The 15,527-nt window shown below is 70.1% G+C and carries 13 protein-coding genes and 2 pseudogenes; 7 read left to right on the top strand and 8 right to left on the bottom strand.

Annotated features, from left to right (window positions below):
• Positions 1 to 65 precede the first annotated feature (65 nt).
• The 5 genes from gatC to ABN273_RS21915 all read right to left on the bottom strand — a co-directional run bounded on the left by gatC (position 66) and on the right by ABN273_RS21915 (position 6,620).
• On the bottom strand, positions 66 to 365 hold the full coding sequence (gatC, locus tag ABN273_RS21935) for an Asp-tRNA(Asn)/Glu-tRNA(Gln) amidotransferase subunit GatC (protein ID WP_344991736.1): 300 nt from the start codon (positions 363 to 365) through the stop codon (positions 66 to 68).
• Positions 366 to 482: 117 nt separating this feature from the next.
• Positions 483 to 2,555 (bottom strand): putative bifunctional diguanylate cyclase/phosphodiesterase, encoded by a 2,073-nt coding sequence (locus ABN273_RS21930; RefSeq protein WP_349450811.1) that lies wholly within the window; start codon positions 2,553 to 2,555, stop codon positions 483 to 485.
• Between the two features lie 393 nt (positions 2,556 to 2,948).
• Positions 2,949 to 5,141, bottom strand: a complete 2,193-nt coding sequence (gene ligA, locus ABN273_RS21925; protein WP_502911109.1) for an NAD-dependent DNA ligase LigA — start codon at positions 5,139 to 5,141, stop codon at positions 2,949 to 2,951.
• A 61-nt stretch (positions 5,142 to 5,202) separates the two neighbouring features.
• On the bottom strand, positions 5,203 to 5,613 hold the full coding sequence (locus tag ABN273_RS21920; protein WP_349450809.1) for a hypothetical protein: 411 nt from the start codon (positions 5,611 to 5,613) through the stop codon (positions 5,203 to 5,205).
• A gap of 14 nt (positions 5,614 to 5,627) precedes the next feature.
• A complete protein-coding gene (locus ABN273_RS21915) occupies positions 5,628 to 6,620 on the bottom strand; it encodes a methionine synthase (protein WP_349450808.1) in 993 nt (330 codons plus the stop codon).
• A 24-nt stretch (positions 6,621 to 6,644) separates the two neighbouring features.
• Between ABN273_RS21915 and ABN273_RS21910 the strand changes: the two genes are divergently transcribed.
• Positions 6,645 to 7,274 (top strand): MBL fold metallo-hydrolase, encoded by a 630-nt coding sequence (locus ABN273_RS21910; protein ID WP_349450807.1) that lies wholly within the window; start codon positions 6,645 to 6,647, stop codon positions 7,272 to 7,274.
• On the opposite strand, the gene mnmA is transcribed toward ABN273_RS21910, so the two are convergent.
• Positions 7,267 to 8,325 (bottom strand): tRNA 2-thiouridine(34) synthase MnmA, encoded by a 1,059-nt coding sequence (mnmA, locus tag ABN273_RS21905; protein WP_349450806.1) that lies wholly within the window; start codon positions 8,323 to 8,325, stop codon positions 7,267 to 7,269. The genes ABN273_RS21910 and mnmA overlap by 8 nt on opposite strands.
• Before the next feature lie 67 nt (positions 8,326 to 8,392).
• Here mnmA and ABN273_RS21900 point away from each other — a divergent pair, with 67 nt between their 5' ends.
• A complete protein-coding gene (locus ABN273_RS21900) occupies positions 8,393 to 9,436 on the top strand; it encodes a DUF695 domain-containing protein (protein ID WP_349450804.1) in 1,044 nt (347 codons plus the stop codon).
• A 101-nt stretch (positions 9,437 to 9,537) separates the two neighbouring features.
• Here ABN273_RS21900 and ABN273_RS21895 read toward each other — a convergent pair whose 3' ends face one another.
• Positions 9,538 to 10,725 (bottom strand): cysteine desulfurase family protein, encoded by a 1,188-nt coding sequence (locus ABN273_RS21895; protein ID WP_349450803.1) that lies wholly within the window; start codon positions 10,723 to 10,725, stop codon positions 9,538 to 9,540.
• 54 nt (positions 10,726 to 10,779) lie between these two features.
• Here ABN273_RS21895 and ABN273_RS21890 point away from each other — a divergent pair, with 54 nt between their 5' ends.
• The 4 genes and pseudogenes from ABN273_RS21890 (at position 10,780) to ABN273_RS21880 (ending at position 14,369) form a co-directional block, all read left to right on the top strand.
• Positions 10,780 to 11,292 carry a TetR/AcrR family transcriptional regulator gene (locus tag ABN273_RS21890; RefSeq protein ID WP_349450802.1) on the top strand — a complete coding sequence of 171 codons (513 nt, stop codon included), beginning with the start codon at positions 10,780 to 10,782 and terminating at the stop codon, positions 11,290 to 11,292.
• A gap of 387 nt (positions 11,293 to 11,679) precedes the next feature.
• Positions 11,680 to 12,873, top strand: coding sequence for an MFS transporter (locus tag ABN273_RS21885; protein WP_349450801.1), 1,194 nt, complete (start codon positions 11,680 to 11,682; stop codon positions 12,871 to 12,873).
• Positions 12,874 to 13,266: 393 nt separating this feature from the next.
• Positions 13,267 to 13,797 (top strand): annotated as a pseudogene (locus tag ABN273_RS59535) (ATP-binding protein); the annotation flags it as partial.
• 287 nt (positions 13,798 to 14,084) lie between these two features.
• Complete coding sequence (locus tag ABN273_RS21880; protein ID WP_349450800.1) at positions 14,085 to 14,369, top strand: hypothetical protein; 285 nt, start codon at positions 14,085 to 14,087, stop codon at positions 14,367 to 14,369.
• Here ABN273_RS21880 and ABN273_RS21875 read toward each other — a convergent pair.
• Positions 14,321 to 15,091, bottom strand: coding sequence for a hypothetical protein (locus ABN273_RS21875; RefSeq protein ID WP_349450799.1), 771 nt, complete (start codon positions 15,089 to 15,091; stop codon positions 14,321 to 14,323). The genes ABN273_RS21880 and ABN273_RS21875 overlap by 49 nt on opposite strands.
• A gap of 218 nt (positions 15,092 to 15,309) precedes the next feature.
• Here ABN273_RS21875 and ABN273_RS21870 point away from each other — a divergent pair.
• Positions 15,310 to 15,514 (top strand): annotated as a pseudogene (locus ABN273_RS21870) (IS5/IS1182 family transposase); the annotation flags it as partial.
• Positions 15,515 to 15,527: the final 13 nt, after the last annotated feature.

Genomic DNA, 15,527 nt, shown 5'->3' with positions numbered 1-15,527 from the left:
GCCCTCCTTCGTCGGGCGCATGAGCCTGACAAGGCTGTGTTTGATTGTTCGCTCGCTGCGCTCGCTCATGCCTCCTCCCCAAGGATGCGCGGCACCCGGAAGCGGTCGTCCTCGACGGCGGGCGCGCCGGAGAGCGCCTGGTCGGGCGTCAGGGACTGTCGCACCTCGTCGGCACGGAAGACATTGGTCAGCGGAAGCGCGTGCGACGACGGCGGCACATCCTCGGCGGCGACCTCGGCTACTTTCGCGACCGCTTCGATGATGGCATCGAGCTGGGTGGCGTAGTGGTCGAGCTCGTCGTCGGTGAGCGCCAGCCTGGACAACCGGGCCAGGTGTGCGACCTCGTCGCGGGTTATGGCGGACATGAGTCGTTTAACCCGTTTCGTGGATGGAGTGTTCTTGGTGGACACTGCCATCCTAGGGGCCTTGACGCAGCACGCCCGAACCAGTAACCCGCCCGCGACGAATGGCGGCTCACCGGGTCAGGCTGAGCGGCTGACCTCGGGCCGGTAGCTGTACTCGATCCCGGGGCCCGCCCCGGCGTGCTCCCTGAGCCAGACCGTGGCGTCGGCGGCGGGCATGGGCCGGCCGAACAACCACCCCTGCCCCATGTCGCAGCCCATCTCCGCCAGCCGCATCGCCACCTCGTCCGACTCCACGCCCTCCGCGACCGAGCGCAGGCCGAGCGAGCGGACCAGGTCCACGATCGAGCGGACGATCCGGTCGTCGTCCTCCGACTCGGCGATCCGGCGGACGAACGAGGCGTCGATCTTGACTTCGGACACCGCCAGGCGCTGGAGCCTGATGAGCGAGGAGTAGCCGGTGCCGAAGTCGTCGAGCGCCAGCGGCACGCCCAGCGTGGCCAGGGCCTTGATGGTCTCCTGGGTGTACGCCTGGTCACCGGTCAGGATTCGCTCCGTCACCTCCAGCTGGATGGCCCCGGGCGGGAGCCCGTGCTCGGCCAGGCCCTCCTCCAACCGCTCCGGCAGGGCCGAGTCGAGCAGGTCGCGGGCCGAGATGTTGACGGAGATCGGCACCCGCATCCCCGCGTGCCACCAGCGGGCGGCCTGCTCGAGCGCCGCCTCGATGACATGCGCCGTAAGCGGCCGCATCAGGTAGGACTGCTCGGCCAGCGGGACGAACTCCGACGGCGCGATCGACCCGTGCACCGGGTGGTGCCAGCGCAGCAGGGCCTCGACCCCCTGGACGGCGCCGGTCTCGAGGCTGACCTTGGGCTGGTAGTGCAGGCGGAGCTCACGGTTGTCGATGGCGCGGCGCAGGTCGCCGAGGAGGTTGAGGCGTTCCGGCGAGTTTCGGTCCTTGTCGGGCTGGTAGAGCTCAACACCGGTACGCCCCTCCTTCGCCAGGTACATGGCCACGTCGGCCCGCTGCAGGAGCAGCTCGAAATCGGGGGCGTGGTCCGGATAGAGCGCGATCCCGACGGAGCCGTCCACGTCGAAGGTCATGCCCTCCAACCGGACCGGCTCGGTCAGCGCCGCGCGCAGCCGCGCCGCGACCTCCCTGGCCGCGTGGGCGTCCCTGATCGAGGGCAGCAGCACGGCGAACTCGTCGCCGCCCAGCCGCGCCACGACGTCGCCCGGCCGTACCGAATGGGTGAGCCTGTGCGCGACCATCTGCAGCAACCGGTCGCCCACCGGATGCCCCATCGTGTCGTTGACCTCCTTGAACCGGTCGAGGTCGAGCAGGAACAGGCCGACCCGCTCGTCCTGCCTGGCCTCGGCCAGCGCCTCCTCCGTGCTGACGATGAGCATCTTGCGGTTGGGCAGGCCGGTCAGCTCGTCGTGCATGGCCTGGTGGTCACGGCGCATGGAGAGCGTGGCGGTGAAGTAGACGGCGGTGAGGGGGGCGACGAACAGGGGCACCAGCCCGGGCGAGTGCTCCATGACCACGACGACCAGGGGCGCCAGGCCGAGGAGCCCGACGTACACGAGGGCCTGCGGGCCGACCGTGACCTTGAGCACCCGCGCGATCGAGCGCCTCTCGTGCAGCGCGACCGCGCCGCACACGAGGGTGGCCCTGGTGGCGAAGTACGCGACCCCGGCCAGCGCGATCGCCGCCAGATCTCCGCCGCCCGGCACCCATGGCGCGGCCGGGCTCGGCACGATGCCGAACAGCCCCAGCACCACGGCCGCCGCGGTGAGCGCGAGGGTCGACTGCGCGATGTTGAACATGACCCGATGCCACGACTTACGCGTCACCACCCCGTTCATGGCGACGGCGACGGCCTGCATCAGCACCGCGACGGGCAGCCCGAAGTGCAGCAGCACGGCGAAGGTGAACATGGTGGACGGATACGTGCCGCCCACGGTGGTGGCGGAGGACACCATCACGGGCCTCAGCTCACCCAGGATCACCAGCACCGACAGCACCCAGAACAGCGACGTGCGGGCCAGCTCCAGCAGTCCGCCGGCGTCCAGCCTGAGCATGGCCACCACGAGCGCGGTGAAGCCGATCACGGTTATGCCCGCGAGAAACGCCCACAGCGGCGTGCCGACGCGTGGTCCGGTGTCGCGGGTGTCGGTTGGGCCAGTCATCGGTAACAGAACCCCCATTAGGTCACTATGGGAGGGTACGACCTTCACCCCACTTCGCGAAACCAAGCGCGTACGTTCCGTCACTTCTCCTTTCCGACATATACCCAGAAACCACCCTCGGTAGCAAGCCGCACACACTCCCGGCACACCCCGCCGCCGCCACATCGAGACGGCGTGGCACACGGCATGTCGCGCATGCGGAATCGAGCGGGGCAGGTGCGCATCGCACCTGGTGCCGGCACGGCGCGTTCCTTGAAGCGCCGCGTCGGCGGGATGTGGTGTGGCGGAGCCCGGCGCCGGTGTGCCATGCACGCCGCACCGACCACATGGGCCGAGCACCGCACCCCAGCGCCGAGACGGAAGTCACGGCCGCCCGCGTGGGCGGCCGTGGGGCTAAGCCTCCGGAGTGATCGCGGCCGCGGCCGCCGACTCCGGGCCTTCCTTCAGGAGGAGCTCGAACCCGCCCCCGTCCAGGATCGGCACCCCGAGGCTCACCGCCTTGTCGTACTTCGACCCCGCGTTCTCCCCCGCCACCAGGAACGAGGTCTTCTTGGACACCGACCCCGAAACCTTCCCGCCCCGGCTGGTGAGCGCGTCGGAGGCCGAGTCGCGGGTGTAGCCCTCCAGCGTGCCCGTCACCACGAACGTCAGCCCCGCGAGGGTCTGCGGCCCCTTCTCCGGCGCGGGCTCGTCCTCCATCCGCACTCCGGCGGCCCGCCACCGTTCGATGATCTCGCGGTGCCAGTCGACGGAGAACCACTCCCGGATCGTCGCCGCCACCCGGGGCCCGATGCCCTCGACGGCGGCCAGTTCCTCCTCCGAGGCGTTCATGATGCGCTCGATCGAGCGCATCTCGTCGGCCAGCGCGCGGGCGGTGGGCGGGCCGATGTGGCGGATGGACAGGGCGACCAGCAGCTGCGCGAGCGGCACCTGCTTGGCCCGCTCCAGCTCCTCCATGAGCTGCAGCGCATTCTGGCTGGGCTTGCCGTCGATGTTGGAGAAGAAGGTGACGACCTTCTGCTCCCCCGTCTTGGGATCGATCTTGGGCAGGCCGGTGTCCTGGTCGCGCACCACCGACTTGATGGGCAGCAGCTGCTCCAGCGTCAGGTCGAACAGGTCGGCCTCGGTGCGCACCACGGGCTCCTGGGGCGGCAGCGGCTGGGTGAGCGCGGTGGCCGCGACGTAGCCGAGCCCGTCGATGTCGAGGGCGCGCCGCCCGGCCGCGAAGAAGATGCGCTCGCGGATCTGGGCAGGGCAGCTGCGCGCGTTGGGGCAGCGCAGGTCGGCGTCGCCCTCCTTCTCGTACGCCAGCTCGGTGCCGCACTCGGGGCAGTGGGTCGGCATGACGAACTCTCGCTCCGACCCGTCGCGCAGCGGCGCCACCGGCCCGACGATCTCCGGGATGACGTCGCCCGCCTTGCGCAGCACCACGGTGTCGCCGATGAGCACGCCCTTCTTGACCACGATGGCGGCGTTGTGCAGGGTGGCCCGCTCGACGGTGGAGCCCGACACCGAAATGGGCTCCATCACCGCGTACGGCGTCACGCGCCCCGTGCGGCCGACCCCCACCTGGATGTCGAGCAGCTTGGTGTTGACCTCTTCCGGCGGGTACTTGTACGCGATCGCCCAGCGCGGCGCCCGCGACGTGGAGCCCAGCTCCCGCTGTGTGCGGAAGTCGTCGACCTTCACGACCACCCCGTCGATCTCGTACGCGGGATCGTGCCGGTGCACGCGGTAGTGCTCGATGAACTCGTTGATCTCGGTCAGCCCGGGCAGCACCTGGTAGAGATCGCTGACCGGCAGCCCGAACTCCCGCAGCCGGTCGTAGACCTCGGACTGCGCCTTCGGCACGGGCGAGCCCTCCCAGATGCCGATGCCGTGCACCAGCATCCGCAGCGGCCGCTGGGCCGTGATGCGCGGGTCCTTCTGCCGCAGCGTGCCCGCCGCGGAGTTGCGCGGGTTGGCGAACGGCGGCTTGCCCTGCTCGACGAGCTGCTCGTTGAGCTTCTTGAAGTCGTCGACCGGGATGTAGACCTCGCCGCGCACCTCGACCAGGCTGGGGATGTCGTCACCCTTGAGCCGGTGGGGGACGCCCTTGATCGTGCGGACGTTGGCCGTCACGTCGTCGCCCGTGCGCCCGTCGCCACGGGTCGCGCCCCGCTCCAGCTTGCCGTCGCGGTAGACCAGCGCGATCGCCAGCCCGTCGATCTTCAGCTCGCAGAGGTACGGCCCCGGGTCGCCCTCGGCCAGCCGCTCGGCCCGCTGCATCCAGGCGGCCATGTCGGCCTCGTTGAAGGCGTTGTCGAGGCTCTCCATCCGGTTGAGGTGCTGCACCTTGGCGAAGTCGCCCGACACCGGCGCGCCCACCTTCTGGGTGGGCGAGTCGGGCGTCTGGAGCGTCGGATGCGCCTCCTCCAGCGCCAGCAGCTCTCTGAACCACCCGTCGAACTCGGCGTCGCTGACCGTGGGCTGGTCGAGCACGTAGTAGCGCCAGCGAGCGTCCTCGACCAGCTCGCTCAGCTCGGCATGCCGCTTGAGGGCGGCCACGGGCACGCCCTCCACCTCGGCGCCAGGCTCAGTCACCAGGGTCTCCTCTCGTCCAACACCCTGACCAAACGCTACCGCCGGGCACCGACAAGAACACTCCTCAGCCGCCCTGGGCCCAGACCCCTTCCCAGGTCGAGCACTTGCCGGTGACCGTCTTGGCAGTGCCGCGGCAGACCTTGCCCTCAATGGACAGGATGTATCCGGCCTCGAACGAGAACTCCAGCGGCTTCGTCCCGGAGCAGGTGTGGTACGTCTTGTACCCCTTGCCGCCCTCCTCCTTGACCCACCGGAACTTGAGCCACGAGCACCCCGTACGCCCGGGGAAGTCGTACAGCTTCCCGCTGACCACGAACCCCGGCCGGTCGTGCACCACCTTCCCCTTGGCCTTGCCCGCCCGATCGGCCGAGTAGATCGACCCCCAGTTCCACACCTCCGGGTTGGCGGAGGCGAGGGCGGGCGTGGCGGACGCGACGAGGACGGCGGCGGCCACGGCCACAGTGCGAAGAATCATGAACCGGAGGCTACTCAGCCGCCTTGCAGCCCGCTTGCAGGGTCGTCCCTGAGCACCTGGGCCGCTTTCCGGCAGGCCGCCAGCGCCGCACGGGCGTACCGTGGCGACGCCCCGGCCAGCCCGCAGGAGGGAGTCAGCACGACCTGCCCGGCCAGCCGATCGGGCGCGAACCCGAGCCGCCGCCACAGGTCCAGCGCAGGCTTGGCGACCACCCCGACGTCCGGCAACCGGGTGTCCCTGCCGGGCACGACCCCCAGGAAGAACGCCAGGCCCGCCTCGACGCACTCCCCGACGGCGTCCTCGTCCCTGCGCCGCAGCAGCGAGGCGTCCACCGACACTCCCCGCACCCCGGCCCTGCGCAGCATGTCGAAAGGCACGGACGGCGCGCAGCAGTGCACGATCGGGCTGTCGAAGGACCGCAGCGACTCCTCCACCCGCCACTCCTCGACGGCGGCGAGCCGCCCGAACCCCGAGGCGGTCGGTACGGTCCCGGCCAGCACCCCGGGCAGCCCGGGCTCGTCGAGCTGCAGCACGATCTCCGTCACCCCGGGCAGCCGCCGCCGCACCTCGGCGCAGTGGTCGGCCACCCCCTGCGCCAGCGAGGCGGTCAGATCGCGTACGGCCCCCGCGTCGGAGAGCACCTTGTCCCCGTGTTTCAGCTCGATCGACCCGGCCAGCGTCCACGGCCCGCAGACCTGCAGCTTGAGCGGCCCCGAGTAGTCGTGCCCGACCTCCTCGAGCCCGTCGAGGTCCCGCCGGAGATGGTCGACGGCCCGCTGGTGGTCGCGCCCCGGCCGATCGGTCAGCCGCCACCCGGAGGGCTGCACCTCGACGGGCAGCTCGACGAGCATCCCGGCCGTCCTGCCGATCATGTCGGCGCCGACGCCCCTGGCCGGCAGCTCGGGAAGGTACGGCAGCCCTGGCACCTCGCCGAACACGACCCTGATCGCCTCGAGATGATCCTCGCCCGGATGCGACCCGACCCCGGTTGCTTCCCACGTAGACATGGGCACAAGCGTAGGCTCTGCCGGGTGGAGCTGACGAAATACGAGCACGCCTGCGTACGCGTGGAGAAGAACGGCAAGGTCCTGGTCATCGACCCGGGGACGTTCACCGAGAGCCCGGTGCTCGACGGCGCCGATGCGGTCCTGATCACCCATGAGCACTGGGACCACGTGGACGTCGACAAGCTGAAGGCCGCCTCGCCCGCCCTGGAGATCTACACCTGCGAGGGCGTCGCCGCGGCGCTGACGGACCTTCCGGGGAAGGTCCAGGTGGTACGGCACGGCGACGCGTTCGAGACGGCCGGTTTCCGCGTGCGGGCGTTCGGCGAGTGGCACGCCAAGAACCATCCCGACGTGCCCGTCCAGAACATCGGCTTCCTCATCGACGATGAGATCTTCTACCCGGGTGACGCGTTGACGGTCCCGGGCGTGGAGGTGCCCACCCTGCTGGTCCCGACCGGCGGGCCGTGGCTGAAGCTCGGGGACATGGTGGAGTATCTCCGCACGGTCCACCCAGGGAGGGCGTTCTCCACCCATGACGGCTTGTACAACGACACCGGCCTCGGCCTGGTGGACACCTGGCTGAAGACGGAGTCGGAAACGCAGAACGCCGACTTCCGCCGGTTGGCGGTCGGCGAGTCCGCCACGCTCAGCTAGCGGAGACGATCGTCGCCGACCCGATCACCGTGTCGCCGGAGTAGAGCACCGCCGCCTGGCCCGCCGCCACTCCGGTGGCCGGGCGGTCGAGCTCGATGCGGAGGCCGCCACCGGCCTCCGCGAAGCGGCACCCGTACACCTCTCCATGCGCCCGCAGCTGCACGGTCAGATCCTCGACCGTGGACGGGCCGTTCCACACCGGGCCGCCGCACGTGATCGAGGTGACCTCGAGCGCGGAACGCGGGCCGACCGTGACCGTGTTGGACACCGGCTCGATCGACAGCACGTAGCGGGGCCGGCCGTCGGACGCGGGGCGGTCGATGTGCAGGCCCTTGCGCTGCCCGATCGTGAAGCCGTGGGCGCCCTGGTGGCTGCCGACGACCTCGCCGCTCTGGTCGACGATGGGCCCCTCGGCCGAGCCGAGCCGCTTGGCCAGGAAGCCGCGGGTGTCGCCGTCGGCGATGAAGCAGATGTCGTGGCTGTCGGGCTTGTCGGCGACGGTCAGGCCACGCCTGGCGGCCTCCTCGCGAACCTCGGCCTTGGTCGAGCCGCCCAGCGGGAAGATCGCATGGCTGAGCTGCTCGCGGGTGAGCACGCCCAGCACGTAGGACTGGTCCTTGCCCTGGTCGACGCTCCTGGACAGCACCCCGTCGACCAGCTTGGCGTGGTGGCCGGTGGCGACCGCGTCGAAGCCCAGGGCCAGCGCCCGATCGAGCACCGCCGAGAACTTGATCTTCTCGTTGCACCGCAGGCACGGGTTTGGCGTGCGGCCCGCGGCGTACTCGGACACGAAGTCCTCGACCACGTCACGCTGGAAGCGCTCGGCCATGTCCCAGATGTAGAACGGGATGCCGATCACGTCGGCGGCGCGGCGCGCGTCGCGCGAGTCCTCGATCGTGCAGCAGCCCCTCGCCCCAGTGCGGTGGGATTGGGGGTTGGCCGACAACGCGAGGTGCACACCAGTGACGTCGTGACCGGCCTCGGCGATCCGAGCGGCGGCCACGGCGGAGTCGACGCCGCCCGACATGGCGGCAAGCACACGCAGTCCCATGACCATTCCAGCGTACTGTCCTGCCGGGAGTGCGCGACCATGGTCGGCATCTGCGAGTATTCAGCCCATGCGACTGTTCGGGCGCAAGGACGCAGAGGAAGAGGCCGGCGACGGGATCGCCGAGTTCTGGGCGTGGTGGCAGGAGGCCAGGCCGGGGCTCGACTCCCTGGTCGCCGAGGGCGAGGTCGAAGGGCTGGAGGAACGGCTCGCCCCGGCGGCCGCCGCGATCCACCCGGGCCTGGTCTGGGAGGTGGCTCCCGGCAAGAACGCCGCGCACGCCCTGGTGGTGACCGCGGCGGGCGATCCCGAGCTGCGCTCGCTCGCGCACCGGTGGGCCAAGGCCGCGCCGCCGCCGGACCTGCTGTGGGAGTTCCATCCGTCACGGCAGGCCAATCCGCAGGCGCTGGAGCTGACCCTCGACGTGGGCGGCTACGAGTTCGCGCTCGACAAGCTGATGCTGGGGCTGCGGGTGCCGAGAGACCAGCCGCGCGTGGACGTGGCCGCGTTCCACCCGATCTTCGGCGAGCTCGACGAGGACACCAGGATGGAGGCCACGCTGCTGGCCCTCGACTGGCTGCTCGGCGAGGACGACGTGGCCAGGTGGGTCGGGGAGATCACACCCGCCACGTTCCAGCCGATCGACTCGGTGGCCGCCGCCCACCTGCCCGCCGTGGTCGCCGATCTGGCCTCGGGCTACACCGAGGAGGAGTGGGTGCTGCTCGAAGGGCAGACGGCGAGCGGCGCGCCGCTCGTCGCCACGGCCCGCCATCCGCTGCGTCCGGTGGACTATCCGCTGTTCGACCAGCACATCGCGATCACGCTGCCGTACGCGCACCGCGACGAGAACGGCCTGCCGGTCGGCGACTCGCTGACGGCGCTGCGCGACTTCGAGGAGCGCCTGGCCGCGCGGCTGCTCAAGCTGCGCGACGACGCGGTGCTCGCGGCGCACATGAGCGCCGAGGGGCACCGGATCATCCACGTGTACGCCGACCCGACCGGCGACGCGGCGATCCACGCCAAGGAGCTGATCGTGAGCTGGGAGGAGGGCGAGCCCCGGGTGGACGTGGCCGCCGATCCCGCCTGGTCGGCCGTGATGGCCTTCCTCACCTGAGGTCTGCCCGTCTGCTGAGCTCGCCCGGCTGCTCGGCCCTCAGCTGAGGCCGGTCGGTGGTCAGTTGCGGCCGATCATGGTCAGCTGAGGCCGGTCGGTGGTCAGCTGAGGCCGGCTCGGCGGGCGCGCTCGACGGCGGCGGGCAGCACCTCGATCAGGCGGTCGACGTCGTCGCGGGACGAGGTGTGCCCCAGCGTGAACCTGAGCGAGCCCCGCGCCGCCGCCGCGTCGGCCCCCATGGCCAACAGCACGTGGGACGGCTGCGCCACGCCCGCCGAGCAGGCGGAGCCCGTCGAGCACTCCACGCCCTTGGCGTCGAGCAGCATGAGCAGCGCGTCTCCCTCGCAGCCGGGGAAGGAGAAGTGGGCGTTGCCGGGCAGCCGTGCCGGCGAAGCGCTTGCCTCCCGCAGGTCCGGGTCGCCGTTGAGCACCACGTCGGGGACGGCCTCGCGTACCCGCTGGATGAGCTCGTCGCGCAGCGACGTCAGGCGGCGGCTCAGGGCCTCCTGCTCCTTGACTGCCGTGGTGACGGCGGCGGCCAGCCCCGCGATGGCGGGCGCGTCGAGCGTGCCCGAGCGCACGTCGCGCTCCTGCCCTCCGCCGTGCTGCACGGAGACCGGCGTCAGCCCCCTGGCCAGCAGCAGCGCGCCGACCCCCATCGGGCCGCCGATCTTGTGCCCGGTCATCGTGAGCGCGTCGGCCCCCGAGGCGGAGAACGACACAGGCAGCTGCCCCACCGCCTGGACCGCGTCGGTGTGGAACGGGATGCCGTGATCGTGGGCGATCGCGGACAGCACGTGAACGGGCTGGACCGTGCCGACCTCGTTGTTGGCCCACATGATGCTGACCATGGCCACGTTGCCGGGGTCGCGCTCGATGGCCTCGCGCAGCGTGTCGGGCTGGACCCGGCCGTACGCGTCCACGTCGAGCAGCTCCACCTCCGCGCCCTGGCTGTCGGCCAGCCACCGGGCGGGGTCGAGCGCGGCATGGTGCTCCACGGAGCTGATCAGGATGCGCCGCCTCGGACGGCGCGACCAGTAGAGCCCCTTGATCGCGAGGTTGTCGGCCTCGGTGCCGCCCGAGGTGAACACGACCTCGCTGGGCCGCGCGCCGAGCGCGTCGGCAATCGTCTCGCGTGACTCCTCGACCACTCTGCGCGTCCGGCGGCCCGCGGCATGCAGGGATGAGGCGTTTCCGACGCGCTGGAGCTGCTCCGTCATGGCCTCGATCGCCTCGGGCAGCATGGGCGTGGTCGCCGCATGATCAAGATAGGCCGACGGTGTGGTCACCCGATCAGGGTATCTCGTTTGCAACTGTACCGTCCGGACGGTACAGTTACGGACATGCGAAGGGACGAGCTTTTGGACGCGGCGGAGGATCTCCTCTGCGACCAGGGCTCTGCCGCGCTCACCCTGGCCGCCGTGGCGGACCGGGCGGGCGTCAGCAAGGGCGGCCTCCTCTATCACTACGGCTCCAAAGAGGCCCTGATCAAGGGCATGGTGGAGCGCCTGATCGAGGACTTCGACCACCTCGTGGCCGAGCAGCACGGCGAGACCTACACCGAGCGCTACCTGGGCGCCACGCTGGCCGCCGTCCGCTCCGGGCGGCTGCGACGATGGGCCGTGGTCACGGGGGCTTCCGGCAACCTCTTCCTGCTGGCGCCGCTGCGCGACGCGATGGCCCGCTGGCATCGCGAGGAGCTGGACGAGGAGCCGGATCCGCTGGCGTCGCAGATCGTGCGGCTGGCGTGTGAGGGGCTCTGGGACGTGGCCAGCCACGACCCGGAGCTGAACACGGAGGACGACCTCCAGGCCCTCGAGTCCCGTCTGAAAACCCTCCTCAAACCCCCCTCCTAACTGGCCTGCCCGGCCCCGGCGCTCGGCGGCCTTCCCCACCGACCCACGCCAACCGGCCCGGCCCTCGCCTGTCCTGGCCCGGCCCGCCGCTGTCCGGCCTGTCCGGCCTGGCCGGGCTCCGGCTGAACGCGGCTCGGCCCGGCGGACGCTCGGCCCGGCGGAGGCTTGGGCCAACGCCGGTTCCAGACTCTTGCTTCCGCCTTCCGCCTTAACCGTGGGCACGCGGCCCTGCGTGCCCTCCTGCCGCGAGGGACGCACCCCCTTCCGCCACTGTGGGGGTGCAGGTCCTCGGGGGTGCGGCGAAGTGGGGCAGTGCCACGCGGCGACCTAGCGGGTCCTTGCGGGCGAAATATCGCGAAAAAATATGACTTTGTGTGAGGTGTACTAATGACCCGCGCCCTGAGGAGCGCTCGTTACGGGGCGATCCTTACGTTCGCGCTCGCCGGCCTGATGGTGGGCACCATGACGGTGCGCATCCCCGCGTTGACCGACAAGCTGAGCCTTTCCGAGTCGACGGTCGGCACGATCCTGCTCGTATGGGGCCTGGGCGCGCTGGCGACCATGCAGTCCATGCGAAAGGTGATGGCCCGCGCGGGCAGCAGGGCCGTGCTGCGGGTCGGCGGGCCGCTCACCGCGCTGGGCCTCCTGGCCGTGGCGTTCGCGCCGAACCTCCCGTTGCTCCTGGTGGCCGTCGCCTTCTTCGGCATGGCGTTCGGCACCGTGGACGTGGCCATGAACGCCCAGGGCTCCACGGTCGAGCAGGCGTACGGACGGCCGCTGATGAACGGCATGCACGCGGGCTGGTGCGTAGGCGCCATCTCCGCGGGCGCGCTGGGCAGCCTGGCGATCGCCGTGGGGCTGCCGTTCACCGCCAACGTGGCGCTGATCGGGCTGGTCTCGCTGCCCGTCATGGTCGGGCTCGGCCGTACGTACCTGCCCGAGCCCCCGGCGACGGGGACCATGGCGGAGGCCCGCCGGCGCATGCCCCCGATCGTCTACCTGCTCGGCGCGATCATGTTCTTCGCGTTCATGGTGGAGGGCACCGTCGCCGACTGGAACGGCCTCTACCTGCGGAACGAACTGGGCGCCCCCGAGGCGCTGGCGGCCCTCGGCTACCCGGTGTTCGAGGTGGGCATGCTGGTCGCCAGGCTCACCGGTGACCGGTTGCGCACGAGGTTCGGCGTCCGCGGCATGCTGACCGTGTCGGGCGTGGCGACGGCGGGGTTCTTCGCGGTGGTGCTGCTCGCGCCGGCGGCGTCGGTGGCGGTGTTCACGATGTTCTTCGTCGGGCTCGGCGTGGCGACGATCTCGCCGCTGACGCTGTCGCTGGCGGGCACCGCGACCGACACGCCGGGACCGGCGATCGCCCAGGCAGGGGCCATGGGATACGCCGGTCTGCTGCTCGGCCCGGTGGTGATCGGCTTCCTGTCGGACGCCACCTCGCTGCGTACCGCGCTCGGCATCGGGGTCGTCCTCGGCGCGCTGATCGCCCTCGCCTCCCGGCTCCTCCCGCGCAGGGAGCCCACTGCGATCGCCCCGGCTCCGGCCGTCGAACGCGAGCCCGCGGAGCTCGCGGCCTGACATTCGTCCACAAACCCCGCCGCCGGACCTGAGTCTTGCTGGACGACCGTACCGACCGTGTACATGATGAACGTTTGGAACGCCAGCCAGCAGACGGTGAAGACCACGAATCCTGCCCTGATCGGTGAATCCGCCATGCCCGGATTGTCCGTCTGCACAGTTCACCAGGCCAGAGACCTCGGCGTGTCGGCAGGCCTGGGAAGGGGCCTTCCTGACGACCGGCCGACATAGGGACTCGCAGGGCGGACCGTGCTTGATCGTGCTCTGAGTTCTTCGACGGCCCGACGCCGCGCGAAATGCGGGAAACGGCGCGCAGGGGGTGGGCAATTGGGCAGCGTGAGATCTGGCTCGTGAGCCGATTCGATCGAATCTGTCACCGTCCGGTTTCACACTGTGACGGTGGCCAAGCCCAAGTACTTCAACACCACCGGACCATGCGACCCCCGGCTCCACTACGTGCTGCCGTCGCAGCCCCGGCTGCCGGAGGCGCGCCAGTTGATCGACTTGGACCGCTTCTTCGTGATCCACGCTCCGCGTCAGTCGGGCAAGACGACCGTGCTCCATTCCCTGGAGCATGAGCTCACCAAGGAAGGCGCCGCCGTGGCGCTGATGATCTCCTGCGAGGAGGCCTCCGTGGCGGGCGACGACTACGAGGCCGCGGAGTTGATGCTGCTGGACGAGCTCCAGTGGTACACCAAGTCGCCGCCCAACTCCTGGCTTGAGACCCCTCCGGGTGCACGGCTGGGCGCCGCTCTCCAGGCGTGGGCAGCCCAGTGCGAGCTCCCGCTCGTGTTGCTCATCGACGAGATCGACGCGCTGTACGGGGAGAGCCTGAAGTCGGTCCTGCGGCAACTACGCATCGGCCACAACAATCGCCCCAGAGGCGTTCCGTTTCCCAACTCCGTGGTGTTGTGCGGGCTGAGGGACGTGCGCGAATACAAGATCGCCTCAGGTGGCGACCCCACCCGGCTCGGCGCGATCAGCCCCTTCAACATATCGGTCGAGTCGCTTCGCCTGGGCGACCTCACCCCGGAGGACGTCAGGGAGCTGTACGGCCAGCACACCGCCGAAACCGGGCAGGAGTTCACCAAGGAAGCCCTTGCCGCGGCCTTCGACTTCACCCGCGGCCAACCCTGGCTGATCAACGCCCTGGCTTGGCAGATCACCTTTTGGATGCGGGTCCCTCCAGAGGAACGATCACCGCCGCACACATGGAGCAGGCCAAAGAGCGCCTCATCCGCGACCGCGCCACCCACCTGGATTCTCTTGTCGCCAAGCTGTACGAACCCCGGGTCAAGCGAGTGCTCGAACCGGTGGTCGCAGGCACGCCGGCCGACCACGATGAAACCTTCCAGGACGACTTCTCCTACGTGCGTGATCTCGGTCTGGTGGCCCGGGGGAATCGCCGTCCTGAGGCGTCGCCGATCGAGGAGCGGGTCCGGTTCGATCAGGCCCGCACCCCGGCGGGGCGGCAGGTCACCGTGCTGCGGGCATGAGGGTGGGCATCGGAGTCGTCGAAGGCGGCATGATCGCCTACGCGCAGGCCGGTTGGCAGGCGTCTCTGGTCGGCAGCGGCACAGTGGAGTCTCGCTCGGCGCGGCGCCCTGAAGTCCCACCGCAAAGTTCGTCTCCTAGGAGCCGGACCAGCACCTTCCATGGGGTGATAGGTGAGATCCGCCCAGATGTCCTTCTTGGTCATGTCGCGGTTCCAGACGACCGCGTTCATCGAGGGCGGTGTGCTTGAGTCGTCGTAGTAGGACGGAGAGTAGATGTAGGAGACGCCCGCCCCTCCGCAGATCTTGTGTCTCCGGTTGAAGGCGACGAGCCGCTCGGTGGTCATCGAGTCCGCGAACTCCACGACCGCGACGGCGTCGAGCGTCTGGGGAAGCCCATCAATGGTCTCCCGGGCCTTTTCCACCGAATCCTCGCTGTCGATGCCGAGGTCTGCCCCCACAGCATCGATCGCGTCGTCCCACCTGCCGGACGGCCCGTCGAGGGAGGGAGCCCGGACGGTGCCGAACAGGTTCTCCACGATCTCGTACTCGGTCCCACCCTCGCTGGGACCGGCCCGACGCGGCTCCCCCCACAGCGTGTAGGTGGTCTCCAGCAGTTCCCAGCCATCGCCGTGACCGTTCGTCAAGCGTTTGTCCGGGTTCGCGATGCGGGCGGCTGTGCCGTACACCCGAGCCATCCGCTCGTCGTCGGAGTCGATGAACAACCCACAGAACCCGGTCGACCGCGCTGAAGGCCAGGAACAGCGCCGTGGTGACGGCCAGGACCTTGGCAAGAGACCTGCCCACGCACGCCCAGTCTGGCTCCCTCGCGTTCATCACCGGGCACTCCTGCGAGCTAGATCAAATCGGGGTAAGGCGCACCATAGCCGCCCGGAACGCTCATCTCCATCAACCGCGTCGCCGGGACCTCGCCCGCTCTGCCCATCGCCACCCGTCGTGGCCGTCACGCGGGCAAAAGGACGTCAATCACTCCCCAGGCCCGCATCCGCGCACTCGGCGAGCGCGCCATCGCGAGCTGAAGACGTGGACGGTGCTGACCAAACTGTGCTGCTGTTCACAGTGCCACCGCCGTCGTGCAGGCCGTCCTCGTCCTGCGGTCAATCGCAGACAACCGCCGCTCAGGATGAAAAGGGGCATATG

The sequence above is a fragment of the Nonomuraea sp. B19D2 genome (assembly GCF_040137845.1).
GTDB lineage: Bacteria > Actinomycetota > Actinomycetes > Streptosporangiales > Streptosporangiaceae > Nonomuraea.
This window is presented reverse-complemented; position numbering and strand designations above follow the sequence as displayed.